This is a genomic window from Syntrophus buswellii, from assembly GCF_046097065.1.
GTDB classification, from domain to species: Bacteria; Desulfobacterota; Syntrophia; order Syntrophales; family Syntrophaceae; genus Syntrophus; species Syntrophus buswellii.
In genome coordinates this window covers 2,954,452-2,980,379 of sequence record NZ_CP175563.1, presented here as the reverse complement: position 1 = coordinate 2,980,379, position 25,928 = coordinate 2,954,452, and the positions used below count along the sequence as shown (strand labels likewise).

Below are 25,928 nucleotides of genomic sequence, written 5' to 3'. Positions count from 1 at the left end.
CTGCCGCGATCCCGGGGAACGGGCAGGGCTTTCCGTGATCATATGACAAACAGGGCGTCAAGGGCGAGAATCCCTTTTTTGTAAACGCGCACGGGATTGAGATCGATTTCCCTGATCTCAGGGTGTGAAGAGATCAGCCCGCCGATTTTCACGATGGCCTCGGCAGCGCGCTCAATGTCCGCGGGAGCCGCTCCGCGCCATCCTTCCAGGAGTCTTCCGCCCTTCAGCTCGTACAGCATGGACTTTGCCTCTTCAAGGTTCAGCGGCGCAAGCCTGATGCTCGTGTCGCCCATGGCTTCGGCGGCAATGCCGCCCATCCCTGCCAGGACGCTTGGGCCGAAGCTGGCGTCGTTCTTGGCTCCGATGATGATTTCGACTCCCTTTTCCGCCATTTCTTCGATGAGGTATTTCCTCGGGCTCTCACCTTCTTTGCCTATCGCATCGATCAGCTCCAGGGCCTTCACCAGTTCATCCTCCCCGTAAATATCCAGATGCACGCCGCCGACCTCGGTCTTATGGGTAATGCGGCTGTCCAGCACCTTGACGGCGCAGGGTTTTCTCAGCCTTCTGAAAGCCTGCCGCGCTTCATCGTGATTGGAGCAGACCGCCCTTTCCGGTGTTGCGATGCCGATTCCGTTCAAGATGTCCTTGCCCTCCGCTTCGGTGAGAACCTTGCCTGCGAATCGGATTTCCCCCGGGGATTCTTCTTCCGCTGCGCCCGTTTCTCGGTATGCCGCCTTTGAATCACGGACCAGCGCCGTCACCGCCCTGGACACGCTGTCCGGGGAGGTGAAGACGGGGACCCCCATTTGCTCGACTGCTTCCACCGCCTCGGCCACGGCTTCAGGAAAGCCTGCTGTTGCGAAAAGAACCGGTTTGTTCGTTCTGTCGCGAATGGTGGTGAACAGTTCGATCGGGTCAATAACCGCAGGTTCGTAAATGGCGAAAATGATCAGAACATCGATGGAAGGATCCTCGGCCATCGCGAGGAAAATATCCTTGAAAGAAGGCCCGGGTCTTGTCGTATCCACAGGGTTCTTGATATAGCTCATGGGGAGAAGCTTTTTGATCTTCTCCACGGCGCTTTGCCCCAGTTCGGGCAGCACGACGCCCCTGCTCCTCAGGTAATCGGTGATGACCATGCCGGGCCCGGCCTGGCCTGTGAGCAGCCCCACGCCGGGCTCACGGCCTGGTTCGAGCCTGACGCGCGACAGGAGCGCGGCGGCATCGAGAAGATCGTCGACCGTATCCGCTATGACCGCTCCGGCCTGCGAAAGGGCGGCGCATTTCAGGGCGTATGAACCCATCAGGTTTCCCGTGTGGGAAGCGGCGAAGTCGGCCACATCCGCCTTTCCAACCGTGAGCACGACCACGGGCTTGCTCTTTACCGTATTCTTTACGGCCTCATAGAGCCGGCGGCCGTTCGGAGTTCCTTCGAAATAAAGGAGAATGACCTTCGTCTCCGAATGCTGAGCCAGGTAGTCAACGGCGTCGGCGGTATCCACATCGGCTCCGTTGCCTGTCCCCGTGGCGATGCTGAGTCCCAGCTTGCGGCCGTAGAGAAGCGATGCGATCGTGAAGGTCATCGCCCCGCTCTGCGAAACGAGGCCGATCCCGCCGCGCTTCATCTTCATGATCCAGGGAAGAAAATTGGCGGAGACTGTTGAATGAAGATTTGCAAACCCGGCGGTGTTCGGTCCGAGAAGGCGCACCCCGTAAGTCCGGCACGCAGACAGAACCCTCTCCTGCAATCGTTTCCCCTCCTCTCCCGATTCCGCGAAGCCCCCGCTGATGATCAGTGCGGATTTCGCTCCCGCCCTGCCTGCTTCCTCAATGGCGTCGGGACATGACGCGGCGGGCACAGTGAGCACGGCAAGGTCGATCTTTTCCGGGATATCTGCAATTCTCGGATAGGCCTGAAATCCGAGAATCGTGTCGGCCTTCGGATTTACCGGGTAAAGCCTTCCGGGAAAATCCTTCAGCGAAAACAGGACTTGATATCCGGCCTTGTATTCGTCGGACGAAGCGCCGATGACGGCAATGGATTTTGGATTGAAGAGAGGTTCCAAGGCATGCATGAGTTCACCATGCTTTCTGCGGTTAAGAGAAGATTGAGGAAAAAACCTGTGCGCCCTTCTACGCCTCCGTGCGGGTTGGTGAGCGAAGAGGAATGGCAGGAGGATCCGTTCGAGACGCGATATCAAACCGGCAACAAGTCAACTGTGTGAATTTACCTGCAATACATCAAAAAATACACCTCAAATTCTAGGCTTGCGAAGAAAGATTGTCAAGGCCCTTTCTTGAATGGTCGGTTTGTTCCAAGCCCCGCCCATCCCATCCCTCATTGCGCCATGTTCATAAATATTCGGGTGGTTCTGACTCCACGCAAAAAGGCAGAGCCATTGGACATGACTCTGCCTTTTATGCATATCGGGTGAAGCACCCTTATTTTATGTTGCCGGTCCTGTCTTAATGACCGTGCCCGTGCCCTTCCTGCTTTTCTTCGCCGTAGACCACCAGCGTCCCGTGTTCCTCCATCTCCTTTAGCCACTTGGGATGCTGCTTTTTAAGCCAGGCTCTCGTCACCCAGCCCGTGGTCATGGCCGGCAGCGATCCGGGAGATCCTACCGTTCCAAGGTAGAGGTGGATGAAGAAAAAGGCGAAAATCGCCACAAACCCGGCGGCGTGGAGCAGGTACATCAGCCGGACGATCATGGCCGGAATGCTCAGGGGAAAGAGCATGATCAGACCTGAAAAGACCATGGCCGCCCCGCCAAGCGCCACCACCAGGAAGAACATCTTCTGGCCGGGATTGTACTTTCCCACCTCGGGAACCTGATCGACATGCCAGAGATAACCGCCCGCGGACTTGATCCAATCCATGTCCTCCGGGAAAACAAAGATCCCCGCCTCTTTCCACCACATGCCTATGGCGAAGAAGAGAGAAAGGGCAAAAAAGAGGGCGGTGATGTTGTGGATGTATTTCAACGATTTCAGTCCGCCGAAGGGTTCACCGAGAAAGTTCAGGGAATGGAACATGATCCCCAGTCCCGAGAAACACAGCACCAGGCATGATATGGCCAGACACCAGTGAACGATTCGTTCAAAGGAGTCCGTGGCCTGAATTAATCCTTTTCTCATGATTATTCCCCTCCCTTCGTATCTTGTCCCTGATCTTCATCAGGCAGTTTGGGTCCGTGGATAATATAATGCAGGAACGACCCCGCAACGACGCCGCCGGCGGCCAGGAGACTCAGCGGTTTCAGAATGTCTTTCCAGAGCACCGTGGTAACCGGCACACTGGGATTCTTCGGCAGGCCCTCATAAACCTCAGCCTTTTCACCCAGCACATAAATGACATGGGTTCCGCCGACGAACTTGTCTCCGTAGACGTTGGCGTCTCCACCAAGTTCCTTCGCCCGGGCATAGGCCTTCTTGATCATGGCGTCCTTGGGGCCGATGGTCAGGGCTCCGGTCGGACAGGACTTGACGCAGGCCGGCTGCTGGTCTCCCTGGAGCCGGGTGTAGCAGAGATCGCATTTATAGACCTTGTCCGTCGCCCGGTCATACCGGGGAACATCAAAGGGACAGGCGGAAATACAGTACTTGCAGCCGATGCACTTATCGTGATGGATGCCCACAGTTCCATATTCCGTGTGATAAAGGGCGCCACTGGGGCACACCTTGACGCAGGCCGCATCGGTGCAGTGCATGCAGCCGTCCTTCCGGAAGAGCCACTTGAAGTCGCCCTCGTTGGGGGCGTATTCCTGAAAGCGGATCAGAGTCCAGGTGTTCCACTGGAGATCCGGCGGATTCTGGTAACTGCCCCACTGTTTCGTCCTCAGCCCGGGCATCTCATTCCACTGCTTGCAGGCCACCTGGCAACCGCGGCAGGCGGTGCACAACGTTGTATCGATCAGTTTTACGAATTCAGTTTTCATCGTCTCCCCCCTATGCCCTTTCCACGTTTACCATGAACGCCTTGTACTCCGGACAGAAGGTATTGGCGTCACCGACCGTGGGCGTCAGTAAATTTGTGCTGTCTCCACCGTCCTTGGGGAAGAGCCAGCCGTAATTGAAGGGAAGCCCGACCTGATGAACCGTCTTTCCTTCCACCTGGAAGGGCGTGAAACGCTTGGTCACCATGGCAACGCATTCCACGGATCCGCGAATGGAGGAAACCTTCACCCGCTGCCCGTTCTGGATGCCTTTCTCCTTTGCCAGGAGATCGCCGATTTCGATGTAGAGTTCCGGCATCGCCTCCAGGAGCCAGGCCTGCCATCGGGTCAGAGCCCCGGAGCACCAGTGCTCCGTGCAGGAGTATGTCGTGCAGACATAGGGATATTTCTCACTGGCATTGGCCACCTTGTCGAGTTCGCCCTTGAAGATCTCGATGGCCGGATTGATAAGCTGACTCGACATGGGGTTTTTGGTCAGGGGGCCTTCCAGGGGCTCGTAGTGCTCAGGGAAGGGGCCTTCCACCATGCCCGGACCGAACAATGCGCCCACGCCATCGGTCTTCATGATGAAGGGGTATTTCCCCTTCTCCTTATCCGCCATGGGCGGCCAGGGGCCGTCGGGGACATCTCCGACCCACTTATCGCCGACCCATTCCAGAAGTTTCCGCTTGGGATTGTAAGGCTTCCCATAGATATCGCAGGAGGCCCGGTTGTAGATAACCCGCCGGTTGACCGGCCAGGCAAAGGACCAGTTGGGGAAGAGGCCGAGACCCGTCGGATCTTCCTTCCCGCGCTTCATCATCTTGTTCTCGCCGTCGGCGGTGAAGCTCCCCGCCATGATCCAGTTGCCTGAAGAGGTCGAACCGTCCGCCTGGAGATTGCCGAAGGTCGGTACCAGCTGCCCCTTTTTGAAGGTTGTCGTCGTTCCCTTCGCCTTATCCTCGATGACCGTGTCCTGAAGGAAATAGCCGTTGATCTGCTTGGACACCTTCAGGGCGTCGAACCGGCCTTTGCTGTCGGTGTAATCCCACTTGAGGTTGAGGATCGGCTCGGGATGAACGCCGCCCTCCTTGGCATAAAGTTCCTTGACGGCGTCCATGATCTTGAGCGTCATCTCGCCGACGGGAATGGCATCGCCGGGGGCCTCGGCCGCCTTGTACTTCCACTGGACCCAACGGCCCGAGTTGCTCTGGCTGCCTTCCTTTTCCATGGTGGCGGAAGCGGGAAGGAGGAAAACCTCCGTCTTGATCTTTTTGGGATCGACACCGGGCCCGCGCCAGAACTCATAGGTCTCGTTGTTGAAAATGTTCTCGCCTACCAGCCAATCAAGCTTCTCCAGGGCCTTCCGGACCTTGCCGGCATTCGGGGAACTGACCGCCGGGTCGTTGGCTACGGAGAAGAGCCCCTTGACCTTCCCTTCGTACATCTTATCGAAGAGATGCATGAGGGAATAGGCCACGCCGTCATCCAGCTTGGGCAGCCAGGGATAGCCGAATTCGTTTTCCGCCGTTGCCTTGTCATCGAACATGGACTTGAGAAAGCTGACGTGAAACTTGGGATAGTTCGAATAATAGTTGGCCGATTGCGGGTCTTTCGATTCCGGTGTGTACTTATGGAGATATTTCTCCAGCGTATCCAGAGAAGCCACGTGCATCTTCAGGTACCCGGGCAGATTGCCATAGAGGATACAATGGTCCGTTGACCCCTGGACGTTCGGCTCACCACGGAGGGCGTTGATGCCGCCGCCGGCGATGCCCATATTCCCCAGAAGGAGCTGGATGATGGCCATGGTCCGGATATTCTGGCTCCCAACGGTATGGTGGGTCCAGCCCAGGGCGTAACATTCCGTGCCCGCCTTGTCCGGGACACCCGTCGCGCTGTATTCGGAGTAAACCTTGAGCAGATTTTCCTTGGAAACACCGGTAATGCTGGAGACCTTGTCCAGGGTGTAGCGCGAGTAATGCGCCTTCAGCATCTGGAAAACGCAGCGGGGATCGCTCAGGGTCATGTCCCGCTTGGGAATGCCCGCGTCGTCCTTTTCGAGGACCCAAGTGTCCTTGTTGTACTTCCGCTTTTCCGGATCATAGCCGGAAAAGAGACCGTCCTGGAAATTGAAATCGGGTCCTACAATAAAGGGAGCGTTGGTATAATTGACAACGTAGTCTTTGAAATACTTGTTGTTTTCAATGATGTAATGGATCATCCCGCCCAGAAAGGCGATGTCCGTGCCGGAGCGCAGGGGGACATGGTAATCGCAGCGGGCCGATGTCCTGGTGTAACGGGGGTCGACGTGGATGATTTTTGCCCCGTTCAGTTCCCTGGCCCGGAGGATCCACTTGAAAGCGATGGGGTGATGCTCCGCAGCATTGCTTCCCATAATGAGGATGCAGTCGCTGTTCTTGATGTCACAATAATGGTTCGTCATGGAACCGCGTCCGAACGACTCTCCCAGAGCCGCTACCGATGGGCTGTGTCAGACCCGGGCCTGGTGGTCGATGTAGACGAGCCCCAGCGCCCTGCACTTGACGCTCATGAGCCAGCACTCTTCATTGTCCACGTTGGAGCTGCCCAGATGGCCGATGGTTTCACATCGGTTGACAACCTCGCCCTTGGCGTTGGTCTTGACAAAGCCGGCATCCCGGGTGTCCTTCACCAGGCGGGCGATCCGTTTGAGCGTCCAGTCCCAATCCTTCTCCTCCCACTTGTCGCTCATGGGAGCCCGGTACAGGACTTTTGTGAGGCGGTGCTTGTTCGCCTCTGTCAGGTCGAAGAAGCCCGCACCCTTGGCGCACAGGGACCCTTCGTTGATGGGGTGGTCGGCGTCCCCTTCAATGTTGAAAATTTTTCCGGTCATCTTGTCCACACTGCAGACGAGTCCGCAGCCGACGGAACAGTAACAGCAGATCGTTGTTACCTGTTTTGCCGCCTTGACCCGGTTCATCTTGTTGAGCTCATCTGCGTAAGCTCTGGTGGGTTTCAGGTTGATGCCCAGGGTGGATAAGGCAATGCCTGATCCTACAGCGCCGGACAAGTGCAAGAAACCTCTCCTTGTGATGTCCATATCTACCTCCTTATGAATATGCCAAAATTGACCTATGTCACGCGTGGTATACCTATGTTTTTTTCCTTCCAGCGTCAAGGAAAAAACTCACATTTTGTCATGGAAATTCATATGTTATAAAAAATACAATACAAGAGAGATGACGGAAGGAGGATTTCTGGAACGGTTGCTAGATGTCCGTGATGGAAAAAATGAGGGCGTTCTTTCCTGCGCATTCTGAAGAAATTCCGGTGAGATCTGTCACCGTCAACAGGGCGGGCGGAGAGTTCTGGCATCAACCGGGAACCTTTTACCGAACGGTTCTAAAAAACATTCCAATCGGTGACGGTCATGGGGGCAAAATTCTTTTCCTGCATGATCACGTCGATATGGGTGAGGCCAAGGGCTGAAACGTCCAGGTCGCGGTCGTGCAGATCACTGACCCGGTACAGGGTAACAAGATAACGTTGACAGGAATCGCACGTGAAGGCCGCTTCCTGTGGTCTTTCTTCAATCAGGAAAAAATCCATCCCCTCCTGTCCTTCATATTCGCAATAAGGGCAGACCACCCGGCTGAAACGCCACAGGTGCCCGCAGCGCGAGCAGTGGAGCCGACGTTCGCCGATCTTTTCTCCAATGACGGCCAGAGAAGGGAAAGAGCCGCAGATGGGGCAATAGCCTTTTTCCCATTTGAGCCCCTGGATCCGCTCGGCGATCTTCAGCGCCCTCTTTTCCAGGACAATTCTGGAGGCGGAATTCAGAATAAAACCGATTCGCGGTGCGGCAATCGAAAGGGTGCCGCCCCAGGCGGAGAGAAGGTTCTGCTGTCCGTCACGATTTCCCGTGAAATAGTCCGAAAGGGCAAGCACCCCTTCGGAAAGGGCCTTTTCCAGGCGGTCCAGATCTTCCTTCAGATCGGGAAAGCCCTTCTGAAAAGCCGGGATCAGGGAGCGGACAAGATCCTCCCAGGGATCACTTTCCAAAAGCAAAGGGTGCTGCTCGATGGCCGGTACTCCTCCCTGAAAGCGGATCTCGTCGATCTGAAAAGGAGGATTTTCCTCCAGCTCCAACTCTTCCAGGAGGCGGTTTCTCGTTAAAATCAAAGGGCGGAAAGCTTCAAGGAGAGGCTGGTTGTGGGGGTGCCTTTCTACCTCCCGATCGATTATTTCTTCAAATCTCCTGATGCTGCCGCTCCTGTCTTTCATCATAGTGCACCCTTCGTTTTTTGCTTCTTCTGTATCGGAAGGAAGAGGCCGGTGTCAAGGGATATGTGTCTTTATCGACATATCGGGCCGGAAAAACACCCTGACTCTGTCGGGGTGGACGTTCGACCTGTCCGGCAGTGGGCCTGGCTTTTTAGCCAGGGCGGTTGGCGTGTGATTCTGAAGCTCAAAGGAGGACGGTGATTGGCGACTTTTGATCTCGCATGATCAAAAGGGGGGAGGTGCGCCCCGCCCCATGCTGCACGGGGCGGGGCGTCCGTTGATCTAACGATATGGATCCGATCCCTGGCAGCCGAGGCAGAGGTCCCCGTCGCTGACGGGATAGGACTCGCCGCATTTAGGGCACAGGGCAACCTTTCCTTTTTTCTTCTCCTGGATGAAATCCGGTTTGATCTGAATACGCCGCAGGCTGAGCAGATCCTGTCCGGCTTCCCGGATTTCTCGGTAAAGCCTGTCGGAATCCTGTTCCTTCTTGGGTTTTATCTTCATGAACCAGTTTCGAACCTCCTGCCAGGGCTCCATTTTATTCACATCCAGAAACACCCGAACCCCTTCCCCGGTATACTTGTCATAAAGGCTGAGCGCATAGCGCCCAAGGGGAAGGACCGTGAGCCACCCGTTGCCGGTGGTACAGGGGGTCAGAAGCTGTATCGCATCGGGGAGGCAGGTTTTTGTTTCGCAGAGGGCATCGTAAAGGATCCCCTCGGGTAGATTTTTTACCGCAAGGTCCACCATGAATCCCCCGATAAGGACGCCGGGGGCGGGGGAGCCGTGAAAGGACCTTACGATTTCAAAATATTCATCATAAGAGTAAGACATAATTTTCGAACTCATGGTGTTGTTTTCTCCTTAGCGTATAACGTCTCCAAAGACCGCAATCCCTCAGGCTGTATAAAGGGTTCAATTAACACTATGTTCTGGATCCCATAATGTCAAGATGAAAAATGGCGCATCCTTCCGCAGTCCAACGGCAAACTGGAACGCTTTCACGGAACCATCAAGGAAGAATGCATCCGCCCCGGGGTGCCACTATCCCTTGACGATGCCCGTAGAATGGTCCAAAAGTACATCACGTATTACAATGAGACCAGGCTGCACAGCGCCATCGGGTACGTTTCCCCCTTGGACAGACTTGAAGGCAGAGACATGGAAATCTTCAAAGAGCGAGACGGAAAACTGGAAGCAGCCAGAGAGCTGCGAAAACATCAACGACAGAGGACCTATTCTGAAATCAATCCTTCAGGAGCAGCCTTTGTATGTTAAAACAAGTGGGTCAAAAGTCCATTTCCGACTGAGGCGGAACAGGGATACCCTCCTATTCACCGGAACTTAATCTGGACGAATACTTAGACGGAAACCTGAAAAACAAAGTTCATTCTGGGAAGCAGATTCGCAACCAAGAAGATATTGAAAAAAGCCCCGTTCATTTATGCGGACTCTCGTTAAACGGCCTGCTCATGTCCGTAATTATTTCAAGCACCCAAGAGTAGCCTATGCTGCGTAACGAACTTCAGATGTTTAATCGCCGGAGTAACAATGGAAATTATTTCGTCTTTCCCAATAAATTATGTTATTCATAACTTGACATAGAAGATGGCTCTGGCTATATAAGCAACAGGTCAACAGCCGTGTCGGCTCACAAGTTTTGCCGTGCTTTAAACATACGACAGAGAAGGGTTGGTCAAAGAACGTGGTAAACATGTTGGATTCTTACAATAGGAAGATTAACTACCTGCGCATTTCCGTGACCGACCGCTGCAATTTGCGCTGCAGGTACTGCATGCCGGAAGAGGGCATTTCCAAACTTGAACACGATAAAATTTTAAGTTTGGAAGATATTGTGAGATTGGTCAAGGTAGGGGCCGGGATAGGCATCCGCAAAATCAGGCTCACCGGCGGCGAGCCGCTCATACGTAGTCACATTACCCAGCTGATCGCCGGCATTCGCAAAATCCCGGAAATTGACGACATCGCCATTACCACCAACGGAGTTTTGTTTTGCGGTATGGCGGAAGAACTGAAAGCCGCGGGCCTGGATCGGGCCAATTTCAGCCTGGATACGATGGTTGCGGAAAAATTTGAATTCATTACACGGCGCAATCATCGGACAGAAGTCAAAAAGGCGATTTTCAAAGCCCTGGATCTGGGCCTGGAGCCGGTGAAAATCAATACGGTGGTCATAAAGGGATTCAATGATGATGAGCTGCTGGATTTTGCGAAGCTGGCCTATGATTTTCCTCTGCATATCCGGTTTATCGAATTCATGCCGATCGGAGATGTTCTGTTCTGGAACAGGGACCGCATGATTTCTTCCGAAGAGATTCGGGAGAAGATTGCCCGGAGATACGAACTGGCTCCGACAAAAATCAGCAAGGGAAGCGGCCCGGCCGTGTATTTCAAGCTGGCAGGTGGTCGGGGTACGATTGGCTTCATTACGCCCATGAGCCATAAATTCTGTTCCGAATGCAACCGTTTGCGACTCACGGCCGAAGGAAAGCTGCGGGGCTGTCTGTACGACAAGCGGGAAATCGATTTAAAAGCGGCCCTGGAACATAAATCCGATGATGAGGACCTTAAAAAACTATTCATTCAAGCCATTTCCCTCAAGCCATCCGAACATCACATGAATGAGGGCTGGGGAAAGGACAACCTGCGCAAAATGAGCCAGATAGGCGGTTGAGCTCGGCCGTCCCCGGATCATTCGGCCCGATAAACATCCGCATCGTTGTAATGATTCCCTCCTGAATCCTTCCTTTTTTTCTTCCTTTCGGATAACTGTGAATCCCCGTTGTGCTATGTGTAATATAATCATTTGATTTGATTAAAGAAATGTTTCATTTTTGACTTTACCGCAACGGGAAAAAGATGTAGTACTGTACCCGTTCTGTTTGGTGCGATTGACACATTCATTGGAAGGAATTTTAATTACAGTCATGCGATGCGGAACGTTCAAGGAGCCAGGCCTTTGCAGAAACGACCAGATCCAATTGCTGGAGGCTGACCTGAAGGATCATATCAGGAAAGAGGAGGCCGGATACAGTGGAAAACGCCAGGGAGAGGGCAGTCTGTGGCATCATCTTGTCCGGGTGGCGCATTTAGCCGAAAAGCTCGGCCGAAGTGAAGGGCTTGATCCCGCAGTCTGCAGACTCGCTGGTCTCTTTCACGACGCCGGCAAATTCTCAGACGGAACGTATCATCAAGGTGATCGGCCGGAAGAGGAGCGCTCCGTGGAACTTCTGATCGAGTATGCGGGAAGGTACGGTTTGAATCAACAGATTGTGGACGATATCAGCCGGGCCTTCGGGCAGCTGTACCGGGACGAAGCGCATCCATCCGCCTTGACGCGGGTGCTGTTTGATGCCGACAATCTGGACAAACTTGGAAGCCTCGGGATCGCCAACTATTTTGTCAAGTCAGGCCTCAAGGGAAACGGCATATCCCCGGACTCGCTTTATCGTTTAACGGCGGAACTCACCTACGCACGGCACGCACCGGCATGTATGGCCACCCCGGCTGGATATGAACTGGCCAGCCGCAAGGCGCCGGAAACCTATCAGTTCATCCTGAACCTGCTGAAATCGCTTCGAGACGATGGCATTTTCAACTTTAGCGTCGAAGCGGTCACCTTCGACCATCTCATCCTCGATGTCGTATCACCGTCCGAATGCGAGTGCCGCGCTGACCTTCAACGCCGTCTCTGGAAAGTCAAAGGCGTCAAATGCCTTGAGATCCATGTGGAGCATTTCTGCCCGCATTGTGAGTCGCGGCATGAGATTCGATTTTGCACCCCGAAGCTCAGGGCGCGGCGGCCAGAGGGCGATGTGGCCGTTTAGCCGCAGGTCACATACGTTCCCCCATCACAATCTGTTTCTGAAAAAGGGGGACTCTCCCCACTCCGGCGGAGTCCGAAGCAACCGTTCCCTTCCCCCGCTGTCCGAAAAGAGATCAATGGTGATCGACAAAAATGAGCTTTCCGGTATCAAACCCCACAGACGAGGCTTTGGCGATCAGGGCCTCTATGGTCTCCTTCTTCAACGTCGGGGTTCTGGCCAGAATCCAGAGGTACGATTTGTCCGGGCCGCTTACAAGGGCGTACCGGTAATGCTCATGGTCAAGATCAAAAATGACATAGGAGCCGTAAAAGGGACCAAAGAATGAAACTTTCAGGTAGCCCTGATCCGATCTCTTAACGAAATAAGCCCTCCCCACGGCTTCTTTCCAGGAATGTTCCCTCCCGGAGTACCCGCGGTTTAATACCCTGACGCCTCCGTCATGGCGCAGACTGTACTCTGCCGTTACCCTGGTCAACCCCCGCTCAAAGGGATGATCCAGCCGTGCAATTTCATACCAGGTCCCCAGGTACCGATCCAACTGGAAGTGTTCAACGGGTTTCACGTTTTCGGGAATACCGACACATCCCATCAGGAGGATGGTCAAAACCAGGGCCAAGAATTTCATCGCTCCCCCGGCGGCCTTTTGAGCCTGGCCGGGCATTGAACGGCTGGATTCAAGGTGGATTTGAACGGTGATCCGCTCCTTCGTCTCGCGTTGACCCTGAGAGGGGATATGATTCTTCATCGGATTTCTCCTTCATTTTGAAGCCGGATTGGGGTAACGATCGATGTCCTATGCCTTCCGCCTTCGGAAATGGGCGTTCCAGGTCTGATTCACTCAGGCCAGTTCTTGCCCGGTTTTGCCCAGTCGTACCTGTCAAAGGTCCCGGTGCGGTAATCGTAGGTGGCTTCCAATGTGAGGAATTCCTCGTCATCGCTGAGATCGACCCCCGCCCAGTGCGTCTGCTTTTTCCCGGGATGAAAACCCATTTCCGGCTCAAGTCTGTCGGGAAGATCATCCCCGTCGAGATCCTGGTGTTCTTTCCATCCGTCGGGCCAGAAGGTGTGGAAATGATTGAAATGGGTAAACTCATGCATAACGGCGACAGCGAAGGTGTCGATATGCGTGTAACTGAAGTAGTTTCTTTCTGAAAGCGTTGAAGGTTTCGAGCGCTTGACCGCCGGCAGCTCCGCATAGAATGTTTTAGGAATCCAGGTATTTGTTTTCAGGTTGCATACGTTGATGGTTTTGTAGCCGGAATAATAGGGATTGAACTGGCCTATGACCCCCCTCTGGCGGCAAGAGCACTTTTCATGGGGAATTCCTGTGCAGTGATATCCGATTCGGACATTCTGTCCAAAGGGTCTCGCCGCCGGGGTCTGCTTCCAGTAATAAAACCAGTTGGGGTGCTTCCCCTCCGGATTGTTGGTTTCATCCCTGGGATAGAAGATCTGCACTTCCCGCGTCTCCTCTTTTCTGCACGAATCCACTTTCAGGGTCGCCTTGACGGTCTTTCTGCCGAATTCGTTGTTGTCTTCGGGCAGCCCTTCATAGACCACGGCGAACTTTCGCCCCTTTGGTGCCGGCAGTGTCGAGGCAGGAACGACGGTGCGGCGGGATCCTTCTATTTCCGGGATCGTCCATTCGATGAAATCTGCATAGTGCGCCGGCACTGTTTTCGCCTCAAGCTCCAGGGTCAGCCTGTTGGAATGTTCGCCGAAGGCATACCTGTCCTTGTCCCTGGGGCTGATAACGAGGAGCTCCACGGATTTCATCTCCTGGCACTCCTCGGCGGGCTCCCCCTGGACCCTGAGATACAGCGTCATCGTGGAACCGTGGCTGCAGCCGGGAGAGGGGCCCATCGGCCTGCCGATATCCCGGCGCAAAGTAAGCTCACCCTGTTCAAGCCATTGTTCAAATTCTGATTGGCTCAGCGTCCATGAGGCACGGGAGCATCCCGCTTTCAGATTCGTCCGGCCATCATCTCCCAGGAAGATTGCCGCAGGCGCTTCGGCCACGATGGTGATCCGGCCATCTTCCTCCGTTTCCGCACTGACTACGCCGGAATGGAATTGCGGGTAACGTTCGCCCCCGGAGATTTCATAGCCGGAGAAGTGGGTCCAGCCCGTGCAGGACGATGGTGAGTATGACCCCCGGCGCACACACTTTTTGCCGCCCATGCCCGACACATCGATCTTCGTTGACAGGGATTGAATCTCATACGCCTTTTGCCCATCGAACCTTCCTCTTGCCGGATCGTAGGTGTGCCCGACGATCAGGTTGCCGACAAATCGCTCTTTGATCGTGTAAAACAGGTCTGTCCGCACTTCATTGGAGAAGAGCTCTTTTTCTCCTCCATGGACGACGAGATACCCTTCCACGGCAACAGCCTCGGGAAGCTGAGGCTTTTCTGTGCCCGGAGGAAGAAGACTCATCCTGTTCTTCATCTGGAGGAACTGGCTGTTGATGACCTCGCGACGGCGCAAGACCTCTTCCTCCGGCGATTCCGCCGGCCGGATGGGCATGGTGCTCGTACCCGTTATTCCAGCGGCTCCCCGGTTCGCCCCGCCCATGAGCTGCAAGGTTTCGCGGTATGCCTCCATCAGTTTATTCAGGTCCGTTGTTCCTTCCAGCTGCTGTTCAAGCTGTCTTGCCCTCTGATCGATATCCGCCGGTGGCTGAGCGAACACCGCAAAGCAGAACAGGGAGAGGACCATTGTTCCGATTATCGAACAGAAGAGGGATGTTCTCAAGAGACTAAACGACATCATGCGCATATCCGTTCTCCGGGGCAAACAGGTGAAATTTCCGGGCCGCATAGGAGATGGCGGCCTCGGTTGGCGCGGATCGATTCGACGGGGGACTGCGGGGCAGCCCCGACTGGCAAACAGCCCGATGGCGGAGCCGGTCCCCGAGATTTTTTCATTATCAAGATTGATGCCTGATGGCCATCGGGCACCGGTGCAGAGATTAATTCCTTGAAAGATTGATTTCAACCATATATTCAAGCGGTCTGCATCATTCCTTATGGTGCGGGACGGGTGCGGCGGTAAATGGTCATTTCACGGAAAGTGACAGCGAGGGCAACCAGCGGAATTCAAGGCGGCCTGCTGAACAGGAGGCGGGTTTGAGGGAAAGGTTCTGCCAGGGGCATCGGGGGAAGAGGAGATGAAAGACGAGAAGCCAAGGGTTCTTCTTTTTACGGGAAGCGGCAAAGGGAAAACGACGGCGGCCCTGGGGATGGCCATCCGGGCCAGCGGCCACGGAATGAAGGTGAGCATTGTCCAGTTCATCAAGTCTGATTCAAAAACAGGGGAAGTGGCCGCCGTAAGGTATCTTCCCGGGGTGGAGCTGATCCAGACGGGGCTCGGTTTTGTCCTGCCCGAGGACGGCCCCGCATTCTTCCAGCACCGCGAGGCGGCGCAGCGGGGGCTTCAGCTGGCTGAAGAAGTGATCCGGTCGGGGTTGATCGATCTGGTCATCCTCGATGAAATCTGCAACGCCGTGGCCCTGAAGCTTCTGTCGGAGGAAGGGGTGATTGCGGTTCTCCGGCAGGCCGGCCCCCGCCAGATCATTGTCCTGACAGGGCGGGACGCCCCGGAGTCGTTTGTGGCCCTGGCCGATACGGTTACCGTCATGGAGGCGCACAAGCATGCCTTGGCGTCGGGGCGACCGGCACAAAAAGGCGTTGAGTATTGAGGCTCAGGGCCTTATCAGGCGGCCCGCCGAGGTCAGGACGTCGGCGATTTCGTACATGTTGGAAATCGTTCCCACGGCGAGCCGGTCGGTGAGACTGAAAAAGTTCAAGCAGGTGCCGCAGACCAGCATTTCCACGCCGGCTTGGGCCAGCTCTCTGATGTCCTCTAGGACATCGGAGCCGTTTACCGTCAGTTTGACCCCGGAATTGTAAAAGATGATTTTATCGGGAAGCGTGTCGAGCTCCTGCAGGGTATGGAAAAAGCCCCGCATCAGGAGCCGGCCCAGTTCGTCATCGCCCTGTCCCATGGTCTCGGAAGGAATCAGAATGACAGAGGGCGCGCAAACGGCGGTGCCGACCGCCTCCTGCCGGGCCGCACCGCCCGGGATGTCCTTGGGGGCGGCATGTTTCTGCGCGGCGTCAAGGCCGCTCTCCCGGGTCAGAGTGAGAGTCCACGTTCGGTCCTGCTCGTCCGTCACGGTCACCCGGCAGCCCTGGGACTTCGCCAGGCGCTTCACATTTTCCACGGCGGCCATGTTGTCCACCCGGACGGTCAGTTCCGCGGAGTGCTCCAGGGCCTTTTTGGCGAGGATGACAGGCTGCGGGCAGGCCAGTCCCCGCGCATCAATCATTTCCGGCATGGGCTATCCATCTCCTTTTCAGGTTTTCCGCCGGACCCGGGCTGCCAGTCGGCCGACGGCCTCAAGGGCGGCAGACACCTCGTCCTCCGTATTGAAGGCTCCGAGGCTGAACCTGGTGGTTCCCACGGGAAAGGTTCCGATGGTCTTATGGGCCGACGGTGCGCATTGGAGCCCGGGGCGGGACATGATGTTCTCCTCTTCATCCAGGGCGAGGGAGATTTCCGCTGGCGAGAGCCCCTGGATCGTGAAGGAAACGACGGCAATCCGGCGGGACGGATCACCCGGTCCATAAACGGTGACTCCCGGCATCTCTTCCAGGCCATGGAGCAGACGTTCCGCCAGCCGGATTTCCTCTGCCCGGATCTGCGGTACGCCGCGATTCAGAACGAAACGGACCCCCGCTTCCAGGCCGGCCAGGCCGACGGCATTGGGCGTGCCGGACTCGAATTTGTCGGGAAGAAAGTCCGGCTGTTCCTCGAACTCGGAACGGCTTCCCGTTCCACCCACCATGAGCGGACGGATCTTTTCTTCCAGTCCCTTCCGGATATAGAGCCCGCCGGTGCCCTGCGGGCCGTAAAGGGATTTGTGCCCCGTAAAGGCGAGGAGGTCAATGCCCAGATCCTCTACATCGACGGGATAGGATCCTGCTGTCTGGGCGGCGTCGACGCAAAAGATCAAGCCGTGTTCGCGGGCAATCGTTCCGACTTCCTTCAAGGGCATGAGCGTCCCGGTGACGTTGGAGGCAGAGGTCAGATAAATGGCGCGGGTGTTGGGGCGTATGCTCCGCGATAGGTCCGCCGGGTCCAGCTCGCCCGAAGGGGAGCAGGCAAGGACGGTCAGTTCCACTCCCTCCCTTTCGAGAGTCCGCAGCGGCCTCATGACCGAGTTGTGTTCCATGCTGGATGTGATGGCGTGGTCGCCTGGATAAAGCAGCCCCCGGATCGCCAGGTTCAGCGCCTCCGTGGCGTTTTTTGTAAACACCACCTGCAGGTCATCTTCAATGCCGAAAAGCTCTGCCACGCCTGCCCTGGCATCCATGATGATCCGTGCCGCGTCCAGGGAGAGCCGGTGTCCCGAACGGCCTGGATTCGCCCCGATATTGAGGAGGTAGTGCTCCATGGCCCTGAGGGTTTCCGCCGGTTTGGGCCAGGATGTGGCGGCATTGTCGAAATAGATGATGCTGTGCGGGGTCATCGGAACCTTTCTCGAAACCGTCTACCCTTGCCGGGCCGGGCGGTTTGAATCGTTTCACCGCATTGAAAATGTCTGCTCCTGGAAACGGCCGATACGATAGGGAACCTGATTGCAGAAGTCAAATGACGATTTGTTATGGAAGCCCCCTTTACATTCCATTCGGGAAAGTACAGGGGGAGTTGGGTATTGACGAAGAGGGGAAAAGCTCTTAGATAAAGAGGACCGAATCGAAAGCCGACGAAGGAGAGGACCGATATGATGAATGCAAGGGGGAGCGGCATTCTGCTGCATGTGACGTCTTTGCCTTCGCCCTGCGGCATTGGCGATCTCGGGCCTGGAGCCTGCCGCTTTGTCGATTTTCTGGCCGATGCCGGCCAGAGATTCTGGGAGATTCTTCCCCTATCGCCCACGCTAGGCAGTTACGGCCATTCCCCTTACAGCAGCTTTTCCGCCTTTGCCGGAAATCCTCTGCTGATCAGCCCGGAGCTCCTCTGCCGTGAAGGTCTGCTGAACCGGGTGGAGCTTGAGGAGATGCCGGCTTTTCCCGGAAACGTTGTCGATTACGGCAGGGCGGCAGCCTGCAAAGAAAAGCTCCTGTCACTGGCCTTTGAGCGCTTTCGGGGCAGGGGGCGGCCGTGGCGCGGAAGCTGGATCGACTTCACGGAACAGCAGGCCTCCTGGCTCGAAGATTATGCCCTTTTTGCTGCGCTGAAAGGGGAATTCCCCTCCGGGACCTGGGCGATGTGGCCGCCGGAACTTCGGGATCGAAAACCGGCGGCGCTCTCCAGGATGCGCCGGAAGTTGGCCCTTCCCCTGGCCAGGGAAAAATTTGTTCAATATATCTTTGACCGGCAGTGGTCTTCCCTCAGGGAGTACTGCCGTCAGAAAGGACTTCAAGTCATCGGCGATCTTCCCATCTACATGGCTTATGACAGCGCCGATGTCTGGGCAAATCCGGAACTCTTTTTTCTCGGGAAGGACAAAAAGCCTCTGGCGGTGGGCGGCGTACCCCCCGATCTCTTCTGCAAAACGGGACAGCTCTGGGGGAATCCCGTTTACCGATGGGATGTCTTGAAAGAAAGCGGCTATTGCTGGTGGAAGGAGCGTTTTCGCCAGGCGTTCCGGAATTATGATTGGCTGAGAATCGATCATTTCCGGGGATTTGTCGCCTATTGGGAGGTGCCGGCCGGTGCCGTAACGGCGGAAAGCGGCCAGTGGAAGAAAGCGCCGGCCGATGATTTTTTCCGGCAGCTCTATTCCGACTTCCCCTGTCTGCCGATCATTGCCGAGGACCTGGGGGCGGAATCCGCAGAGGTTTGGAAAATCATGGATCGCTACGATATTCCGGGAATGCGCCCCCTGCTGTTCGCCTTTGGCGATTCGCTGCCCGATCACCCCTGTGCGCCCCACAACATTGCTGAACATACCGTTGTCTATACGGGAACGCATGATCTCAACACGGTTCGGGGCTGGTTCTGCCGGGAAGCGACGCGTCAGGACAGGAAGCGGCTTTACCGCTATCTGGGGAGTCGCACCTCCGCCTCGAGGGTGCCCTGGGATTTGATCCGGCTGGCCATGATGAGCGCGGCAAGACTGGCGGTTTTTCCCCTCCAGGATGTCCTCGGGCTTGACGAAACCGCACGAATGAACCGTCCGGGCACGGTTCATGGGAACTGGCGGTGGCGTTTTCAGCCGGAAGACCTCGGTCCGCCCACTGTGGAGCGGCTTCGTGAACTGACGGAGATCTATGGGCGTCTTTGAAGGAAGACCCCGTGATGACCTGAGACACCGGTCGGATCGAAGGGTCAAGGCGGGCGGTCAAGCGTCGGCTGCAGCTGCTCGAGAGGCGTCCCGCCATGAAAAGACATTGACAAGGCCCATGAGTACATAATATGCAATACATCCTGAGAAAGATTTCCAATTGAAAACAACAAGGAGGGGTCATATGAACGTTTGCAGTAAGGGTAAAATGGGGCTGATCGCTTGTGCCCTGTTTTTTGCGTTGTTTTATCTTCTGTCGTCGGTTGCCGAGGCGCGCGTCGGTGGAGGACGGTCTTTCGGCAGCCGGGGGTCCCGCTCCTTCAGCAGTTCTCCTAGTTCTCCAAGCTCTCCGTCCCGCTCTTACAACACGCCTTCCCGTCAGTCTCCCTCTGCGGCCCCGCAGTCGCAGCCGGGAGGCTTCATGAGAAGCATGGCCGGCGGCCTTCTTGGCGGAATGGCCGGGGCGCTGCTTTTCAGCAGTCTCGGTTTCGGCCATGGCGCAGGCGGTTTTGGCGGCGGGATCGGCCTGATGGATATTCTGCTGCTGGGGGCGATTCTCTACGGGATCTACTGGTTTATCAAGAGGCGGCGGCAGGCGGCGACCGCCATGAATGCCCCGATGGCCTACGGCAGCCCGGACAACAGGGATGCCTTCAATACGGACTCCTATGCCCCGCCGATCCGGGACATTCCCCCGGCCGGTTACGAAGCCGGTGACGGACTGAGCGCCATTCGGCGGGAAGATCATTCCTTCGATGAGAAGCGCTTCAAGGATTCCGTTCTGGATAATTTTTTTTCGATCCAGGGTGCCTGGGCAAACCGGGATATGTCCGGTGTCCGGAACTTGCTGACCGATGACATGTACAAAACGATTCAGCAGGACGCTGATGAGCTTCGGGCGAAGCACAGGATCAACAAGCTCGACAACATCGCGGTCCGTTCCGTGGAGATTACGGAATCCTGGCAGGAGGGCGGCAGAGATTTCATCACGGTCAGATTTTATGCAAACCTGCTGGATTACACGGTGGACGAGATCTCCGGCGAGGTTCTGGCCGGGAGCAGGAAGGACCCTGTGAAATTTGTGGAGTTCTGGACATTTGCCCGGCCGTCGGGCAACAACCCCTGGCGGCTTTCCGCTATTCAGCAGGAAAGCTAGCCGGAAAAAAGACGGCCAGCCAGATCGTCTCCTGCTCCGGGTCGGTCCACTCCACCCGGTGCCGGGTATGCGCCGGGATCAGGAGCGAATCGCCCGGTTTCAGGGTTACGAGGTCGTCCGGTCCCGAAAAGCTCAGACAGGCTTTGCCCCGGAGGAGCAGGACCCATTCCTGCTCCTCCGAATCATACTGGAACCCGGGGGGACAGGCCTGTCCCCGGGAAATGATCCGCTCTATCCTCACGCCGGGCATGTTCAGCAGACTTGTGAATTGCTCTTCCGCGAGGCTGTCGGGGACCCCTTCAAAAAGATTCAACACCACCCTGCTCATCGTCATTCCCGAAATTCAAACATGACCTTTTCATAAGGCTCAAACATCATCATGTACAGGTCCATGACATAGCGATCCGTCATGCCCGAGATGTAATCCGCCAGGATCCTCCGTTTTCCCGAGGAGTCCGGCGCCTCGTCAAAGCGGATTTTGAACGTCCGGGGCAGCATTTCCGGGCATCGTTCCAGGTGGCGGAAAATCCGCCGGATGATGAGTTTGCCCTTTTCATTCATGATGCACACCTGCGGTTTCCGATAGACATTTTCAAAGAGATAGCTCTTGAGGGCGTCAAAGTTTTCCCAGACTCCGGCAGGGGCGGCCACAATATCTTCCGGGAAATTTCTGGCCTCTTCGACGGATGAAATCCCGTGCTGCTCGATATTTCGAGAAGTCTGTCGAATGACGGCAATGTTGGCCTCCTCGATCAGGGTGCGGACCAGGATCCGGGACTGGAGGATGGTATCGGCTTGGAGAATATCCGGGTATCTTGAACGGCAGCGTTCAAAAACGCGCCTCACCAGGGGGTTTTCCATGTTGCGCAGATCTTTGAGGCGCAGATAGCCGGCATTGAGGGCGTCTTCGAGGTCGTGGGCGCAGTAGGCCAGGGGATCGGCGATATTGACGACCTGTGTTTCCAGGGATGATTTGGGGAAGCGGTGAAATTCCGGAGGGGCGTCGGGGTGATCGTGAGTTGTGTTATGACGGGCGATTCCCTCGCGGGTTTCGAAGCAGAGGTTCAGGCCGTCGTAACGCTGATAACGCTTTTCCAGAAAATCCACGACCCGCAGACTCTGGAGATTGTGTTCGAACCCCCCGTCGTCCTTAAGAAGCTCGTTAAGGGTTTCCTCGCCGGCATGGCCGAAGGGAGGATGGCCGAGATCGTGGGCAAGGGCGATGGCTTCACAGAGGTCTTCATTGAGCCGCAGAGCCCGGGCGAAGGTCCGGGCGTGCTGGGCTACTTCCAGCGTGTGGGTCAGGCGCGTCCGGTAAAAATCTCCTTCGTTGATCAGAAAAACCTGTGTTTTGTGCTGAAGATCCTTAAATACCTTCGAGTAAAGAATCCGGTCCCTGTCCCGCTGAAAACAGGTGCGATAGTCGTCGGGCTCGTTGCCGTGCAGCGTTCGGCCAATGCTGTACGCGCTTTTTGTGGCGTAGGGGGCTAGCCTTTTTTCTTCTGTCGTTTCAATGAATTCCCGTGCTGTCATGCGATAGGGTGACCTTTTGTCGTTTCTTGAGGAAAAGTTTATACGCCGCCTGACGCTTTTGCAAGCGATACCTTGGAAAGGCTCTGTCCCGGAAAGGGTCATCGGTGCCGCCTTGAAAATTCCGGGGAACAAAATCGATGTGGGTCGTCTATCCATCGTTGGTATGAAATAAGCATTTAGAGTCCTGGTGATACAAATTTTTTTGAACGATGATCCTTTCTCGGGTGGGAGAAAGGATCGACAGCGATATGAAATCCTTCTGCTTCCTGGTGACATCTTCGATTTGCCGAGTTAATCCGCTGTTCTTATCCGTCTTCTCAAAAACCATGGGGATCTTTTCAGGGATTGCAGGGATTTCAGGGAGAGCAGGATCATGAGGTACTTTTTTGGCGTACTGTGTTTGATTTTATGTCTTGGCACAAATGCTGTTGCCGCATCGAATGAAGAAGCGGCAATCGTTAAAAATTGTTCGGGGACCGCATTCATTGTCCGGCAGCAGAGGACGCTTACGGTTAAGAAAAGCGAGCGGATTTATTCCGGCGACCTGCTTCGAACCGGTCGAGATGGAACGCTGGGGATCATCTTTAAGGACAATACCATTCTTTCCCTCGGACCCCGCAGTGAACTGCTGATTGAAGAATTTCATTTTGACCCATCCCGGGGAAAACTTTCGATCGTGACCCGGATGCTCAAGGGCACTGCCGCCTACGTCTCCGGCGTCATCGCCAGGTTGTCCCCTCAATCGGTGCGCTTTGAAACACCCTCGGCCACCATCGGAATTCGGGGGACCAAGTTCCTGGTGAAGGTCGAAGACGGTGGAGAAGAAGAATGAAACGCGCGGCAGTGAAGGCGACTTCATGGGTCATGCTTCTCTTTCTGGGGGCCTGCGCGGTCCCGGAGGTCAAAACAGAGGCTGTTCCTGTTCCTGACGCAGGCAGAACGCAAGTGGTTCTTATGCCCGACCCGGACGGAAAGGTTGGAGAAGTCACCGTCAGAAATAGAGGCGGTTCCCGGAAAATCAATCAAGCCGGGCAGATGGCGGAAGCAAAGGATGGGACCAGTGCCATTTCAACGCAGGCCCCCCTGGCCGAGGGGGATATTCACAAAGTGTTCGGCGCCGCTCTCGCCGCACTGCCGAAAAAGCCGGTCATCTTTATCCTTTATTTTAAAACCGATTCCACCGAACTGACGGAGGCGTCGCAAACAACGCTTTCCTCTGTCCATGCTGCCATCAGTGACAGGCAGTCGCAGGACATCAGCGTTATCGGCCATACGGATAGAACGGGTGAAAAGAGTTATAACGTTGCCCTTTCCCGCAGTCGGGCCTTGAAGATCAAAAAATTCCTCATTTCAAAAAGCGTAAATCCCTCCATCATCGAGGTCGATTATCACGGAGAAGCCGATCCCCTGATTAAAACCCCGGACGGGGTGGCGGAGCCTCGCAATCGAAGGGTTGAAGTGACCGTCCGATAATCCCGGATAAGGGAGAGCGTTCCAGTATTCTTTGACGGACCGGGGACGACCGGAGACATCGGCACCAATCTTTCTCCTCGCTGTTGAAACCCTCACCAAGTGTCCATCCGATTCCCATCTGAAGAGGATCCTGGCGTTCAGTGCCCTGCGGACGGGTGTCCAACCCGGAATGATTCCGTCCTGACCAGCTGCGGAATCTCCCTCTTCGTTTCGCCGCAGGCATCCCATCCTGCTGGCCGTCCTGTCCTCAACGTTTTTCTTCTTCCTGACGACACATTTCGGAACGCCGGCGTTCAAACCTACAATATTGTGGAGGGTTGTCCCGGAATTGTCCCAAATTTGTTCCTTTATGGGCCTGCAGTGGCGCTGCCGTGGAAATAAAAAGAATGATATCATGATCTTATCTTTAAGGCACGACATTCGCTGAATAGAAAGTCACGGTTTCCGGAACCATGTTCAGATACAAGAATCAAGAAATATTCTGGAGGAGGCATCATGAAAACGTTTTTAACAGTCAGAGGATTCTTCGTGATCAGCTTGTTGCTGTCCGGTCTTTTCCTGCTCTCCGCGACGCCGCTGTGTGCCGAGGAGGAAAAGCCCACGGGAGATTTTTCCCTGTCGGCATTGTCCGGGTATATATGGCGGGGGCAGGAACTCAGCCGGGACAGCATCGTCGTTCAGCCTTCCATGACCATGGGCTACAAGGGGTTTTCCGTTAATGTCTGGGGGAACCTCGACACGGACCCCTATGTGGCGGACTCCGACGATGACAGCACAAACTGGACGGAAACGGATGTGACCCTGTCCTATACAAAGACTCTCGGACTCTTCAATCTCGGTGGAGGTTACATCTACTACGCTCTTGCCGGGTCCAATGAGAATGGGACGGATGTTCATGATTCCCAGGAGATTTACGTTTCCGTGGGTCTGAATACGCTCCTTTCACCGACATTGACGGTCTACAAGGAAATCAGCTATTACCACCAGTGGTACTTCCTGCTGGGAATCTCCCATACCATCGAGTTGAACAATCGGGTCTCATTGAAACTTGCGGCCTCGGCGAGTTACCTGCACAGCGAAGATGAGGAGACCTATCCCGAATATAACGGAGATGCCGAACCCACCAGGGGTAAATTCAGCAATCTGCATGACGGGACCTTAACCGCCAGCCTGCCCGTCAAGGCGACTCGGTATGTCACGGTAATACCCATGATTTCCTATGTCTTTCCCCTTTCGGACGATGCAAAGGACGAAATGAAGGGAAGGGGGATACAGGGTGAAAAACCGTCCGACCGCGACAGTTCCTTCCTTTACGGCGGTGTGACCCTGAGCTTCACCTTTTGATGAAGATCCGCCGGGAAGGGGGGTATGCCGGCGGAGATCATCCTTTTTAAAAAATATGCCTAAAAATGCTTGACCTGTCTATCGCTTTACAGTTTAGGATAGCTTTCTCTCCGGCCGGAAGAAATAGCGTCATGGAGGATGGAAAAGATGAAGGGAGCTGTAACGATAGCGGAATGGATAGACCGCTTCCGAGCGGTAGGGCTTGACGAACTGGCGATGCGGAAGTGGCACCGCCTCTTTGAAGAAGAGAACCCCGAAGGTCATCAGAGGTTCCTGGAATGGCTCGGCGCTTCGCCGGAGCAGATCGCTGATATCCGAAAAATGTAACCCGGAGTCAACCGCCCCGGTCCTCAGCCGGACCGGGGCGGAACCCTTGATGAGGGCCCATGTACCTGATTCGTGAACTTGCTGGAATTTTTGGCCTTTCCCGAAGCACCCTGCTTTACTATGACCGGGTCGGACTCCTTTCCCCTTCGGCACGATCCGAAAAGGGGTACCGTCTTTACTCCGATGCCGACCGGGATCGTTTGTCGGCGATCTGTTCCTTCCGAGAGGCTGGTTTAAGCCTGGAGGATATTCGGAAGATCATCTCTTCCCGGAAGAGCGACACGACGGAGATCCTTCTTCGGCGCCTTTCGGCTCTGAGCGGGGAGATCCAGGAGTTCCAGGCCAAGAGACGCATGCTGGCCGGCATGCTGAAAGCCCGTGCGCCGGGAGACATCCCTTCCTCCGTCGACAAGAACCTCTTCGTCGGGATGCTGAAGGCCGCTGGACTGGATGATGCGGCGATGCGGCGGTTTCACAGGGCCTTCGAAGAACGCGAGCCGGAGGCGCACCATGCCTTTCTTCTTTCCCTGGACCTTCCGGAAAAAGAGGTGCTCCGAATCCGCAGATGGGCCGCAGGCCTGTCCCGGGAAAGGCGGATGGGTTAGTTCAGCCCCCCTTCTCCCATCCCGTTAGACGTCTCCTTTCTCCCCGCTGTGAGAGATTTTCTTCCTGACGTGATGATTTCTCCCGCGTCTTCCTGATGGATTGATCCCCCTCTTTTTTTTTGAACTCCGACTAAGGCTTTG

General features: G+C 55.5%; 22 protein-coding genes and 1 pseudogene. 11 read left to right on the top strand and 12 right to left on the bottom strand.

What is annotated here, in order from left to right:
* Positions 1–38: 38 nt before the first annotated feature.
* The 6 genes from ACJ77P_RS13400 to ACJ77P_RS13375 all read right to left on the bottom strand — a co-directional run bounded on the left by ACJ77P_RS13400 (position 39) and on the right by ACJ77P_RS13375 (position 9,056).
* A complete protein-coding gene (locus ACJ77P_RS13400) occupies positions 39–2,078 on the bottom strand; it encodes an acetate--CoA ligase family protein (RefSeq protein WP_367359979.1) in 2,040 nt (679 codons plus the stop codon).
* A gap of 391 nt (positions 2,079–2,469) precedes the next feature.
* The gene (locus ACJ77P_RS13395) at positions 2,470–3,141 is read right to left on the bottom strand and encodes a formate dehydrogenase subunit gamma (protein ID WP_367359978.1); all 672 of its coding nucleotides are present in this window, start codon (positions 3,139–3,141) and stop codon (positions 2,470–2,472) included.
* Between the two features lie 2 nt (positions 3,142–3,143).
* Entirely contained in the window at positions 3,144–3,941 is a 798-nt protein-coding gene (locus ACJ77P_RS13390; RefSeq protein ID WP_367359977.1) for a 4Fe-4S dicluster domain-containing protein, read from the bottom strand.
* Between the two features lie 10 nt (positions 3,942–3,951).
* Positions 3,952–7,020, bottom strand: a complete 3,069-nt coding sequence (fdnG, locus tag ACJ77P_RS13385) for a formate dehydrogenase-N subunit alpha (protein WP_367359976.1) — start codon at positions 7,018–7,020, stop codon at positions 3,952–3,954.
* A 302-nt stretch (positions 7,021–7,322) separates the two neighbouring features.
* Complete coding sequence (locus ACJ77P_RS13380) at positions 7,323–8,207, bottom strand: formate dehydrogenase accessory protein FdhE (protein ID WP_408998524.1); 885 nt, start codon at positions 8,205–8,207, stop codon at positions 7,323–7,325.
* A gap of 279 nt (positions 8,208–8,486) precedes the next feature.
* Complete coding sequence (locus tag ACJ77P_RS13375) at positions 8,487–9,056, bottom strand: FmdE family protein (protein ID WP_367359974.1); 570 nt, start codon at positions 9,054–9,056, stop codon at positions 8,487–8,489.
* 117 nt (positions 9,057–9,173) lie between these two features.
* On the opposite strand from ACJ77P_RS13375, the gene ACJ77P_RS13370 reads away from it, so the two are divergent.
* The 3 genes from ACJ77P_RS13370 to ACJ77P_RS13360 all read left to right on the top strand — a co-directional run bounded on the left by ACJ77P_RS13370 (position 9,174) and on the right by ACJ77P_RS13360 (position 12,055).
* On the top strand, positions 9,174–9,485 hold the full coding sequence (locus tag ACJ77P_RS13370) for an integrase core domain-containing protein (RefSeq protein WP_408999433.1): 312 nt from the start codon (positions 9,174–9,176) through the stop codon (positions 9,483–9,485).
* Between the two features lie 436 nt (positions 9,486–9,921).
* Entirely contained in the window at positions 9,922–10,902 is a 981-nt protein-coding gene (gene moaA, locus ACJ77P_RS13365) for a GTP 3',8-cyclase MoaA (protein WP_408998523.1), read from the top strand.
* 253 nt (positions 10,903–11,155) lie between these two features.
* Complete coding sequence (locus tag ACJ77P_RS13360; protein ID WP_408998522.1) at positions 11,156–12,055, top strand: HD domain-containing protein; 900 nt, start codon at positions 11,156–11,158, stop codon at positions 12,053–12,055.
* Positions 12,056–12,167: 112 nt separating this feature from the next.
* Here the strand turns inward: ACJ77P_RS13360 and ACJ77P_RS13355 are convergent, their stop codons facing one another.
* Complete coding sequence (locus tag ACJ77P_RS13355) at positions 12,168–12,680, bottom strand: lipocalin family protein (RefSeq protein ID WP_408999432.1); 513 nt, start codon at positions 12,678–12,680, stop codon at positions 12,168–12,170.
* A 209-nt stretch (positions 12,681–12,889) separates the two neighbouring features.
* Positions 12,890–14,827 carry a hypothetical protein gene (locus ACJ77P_RS13350; RefSeq protein ID WP_408998521.1) on the bottom strand — a complete coding sequence of 646 codons (1,938 nt, stop codon included), beginning with the start codon at positions 14,825–14,827 and terminating at the stop codon, positions 12,890–12,892.
* Between the two features lie 397 nt (positions 14,828–15,224).
* Here ACJ77P_RS13350 and ACJ77P_RS13345 point away from each other — a divergent pair, with 397 nt between their 5' ends.
* Positions 15,225–15,755, top strand: a complete 531-nt coding sequence (locus ACJ77P_RS13345) for a cob(I)yrinic acid a,c-diamide adenosyltransferase (protein WP_408998520.1) — start codon at positions 15,225–15,227, stop codon at positions 15,753–15,755.
* Positions 15,756–15,758: 3 nt separating this feature from the next.
* Here the strand turns inward: ACJ77P_RS13345 and yedF are convergent, their stop codons facing one another.
* Together yedF and ACJ77P_RS13335 are read right to left on the bottom strand one after the other, a co-directional pair.
* Positions 15,759–16,394 (bottom strand): sulfurtransferase-like selenium metabolism protein YedF, encoded by a 636-nt coding sequence (gene yedF / locus ACJ77P_RS13340; protein WP_408998519.1) that lies wholly within the window; start codon positions 16,392–16,394, stop codon positions 15,759–15,761.
* An 18-nt stretch (positions 16,395–16,412) separates the two neighbouring features.
* Positions 16,413–17,588: an aminotransferase class V-fold PLP-dependent enzyme gene (locus ACJ77P_RS13335; protein WP_408998518.1), complete on the bottom strand. Its 1,176-nt coding sequence runs from the start codon at positions 17,586–17,588 to the stop codon at positions 16,413–16,415.
* A gap of 252 nt (positions 17,589–17,840) precedes the next feature.
* Between ACJ77P_RS13335 and malQ the strand changes: the two are divergent.
* Both malQ and ACJ77P_RS13325 read left to right on the top strand, forming a co-directional pair.
* Positions 17,841–19,349 (top strand): annotated as a pseudogene (gene malQ / locus ACJ77P_RS13330) (4-alpha-glucanotransferase); the annotation flags it as partial.
* A gap of 184 nt (positions 19,350–19,533) precedes the next feature.
* Positions 19,534–20,505 carry a Tim44 domain-containing protein gene (locus ACJ77P_RS13325; protein WP_408998517.1) on the top strand — a complete coding sequence of 324 codons (972 nt, stop codon included), beginning with the start codon at positions 19,534–19,536 and terminating at the stop codon, positions 20,503–20,505.
* On the opposite strand, the gene ACJ77P_RS13320 is transcribed toward ACJ77P_RS13325, so the two are convergent.
* Together ACJ77P_RS13320 and ACJ77P_RS13315 are read right to left on the bottom strand one after the other, a co-directional pair.
* On the bottom strand, positions 20,486–20,833 hold the full coding sequence (locus ACJ77P_RS13320) for a cupin domain-containing protein (RefSeq protein ID WP_408998516.1): 348 nt from the start codon (positions 20,831–20,833) through the stop codon (positions 20,486–20,488). The genes ACJ77P_RS13325 and ACJ77P_RS13320 overlap by 20 nt on opposite strands.
* A gap of 2 nt (positions 20,834–20,835) precedes the next feature.
* Positions 20,836–22,038 (bottom strand): deoxyguanosinetriphosphate triphosphohydrolase, encoded by a 1,203-nt coding sequence (locus tag ACJ77P_RS13315; RefSeq protein WP_408998515.1) that lies wholly within the window; start codon positions 22,036–22,038, stop codon positions 20,836–20,838.
* A gap of 373 nt (positions 22,039–22,411) precedes the next feature.
* On the opposite strand from ACJ77P_RS13315, the gene ACJ77P_RS13310 reads away from it, so the two are divergent.
* The 5 genes from ACJ77P_RS13310 (at position 22,412) to ACJ77P_RS13290 (ending at position 25,787) form a co-directional block, all read left to right on the top strand.
* Positions 22,412–22,870: a FecR domain-containing protein gene (locus tag ACJ77P_RS13310; protein ID WP_367359433.1), complete on the top strand. Its 459-nt coding sequence runs from the start codon at positions 22,412–22,414 to the stop codon at positions 22,868–22,870.
* A complete protein-coding gene (locus ACJ77P_RS13305; RefSeq protein WP_367359432.1) occupies positions 22,867–23,511 on the top strand; it encodes an OmpA family protein in 645 nt (214 codons plus the stop codon). The genes ACJ77P_RS13310 and ACJ77P_RS13305 overlap by 4 nt, the downstream gene beginning before the upstream one ends.
* Before the next feature lie 495 nt (positions 23,512–24,006).
* Entirely contained in the window at positions 24,007–24,855 is an 849-nt protein-coding gene (locus ACJ77P_RS13300) for a TorF family putative porin (RefSeq protein ID WP_408998514.1), read from the top strand.
* Positions 24,856–25,002: 147 nt separating this feature from the next.
* On the top strand, positions 25,003–25,182 hold the full coding sequence (locus ACJ77P_RS13295; protein WP_367359430.1) for a hypothetical protein: 180 nt from the start codon (positions 25,003–25,005) through the stop codon (positions 25,180–25,182).
* A 59-nt stretch (positions 25,183–25,241) separates the two neighbouring features.
* A complete protein-coding gene (locus tag ACJ77P_RS13290) occupies positions 25,242–25,787 on the top strand; it encodes a MerR family transcriptional regulator (protein WP_408998513.1) in 546 nt (181 codons plus the stop codon).
* The last annotated feature ends 141 nt before the right edge of the window (positions 25,788–25,928 follow it).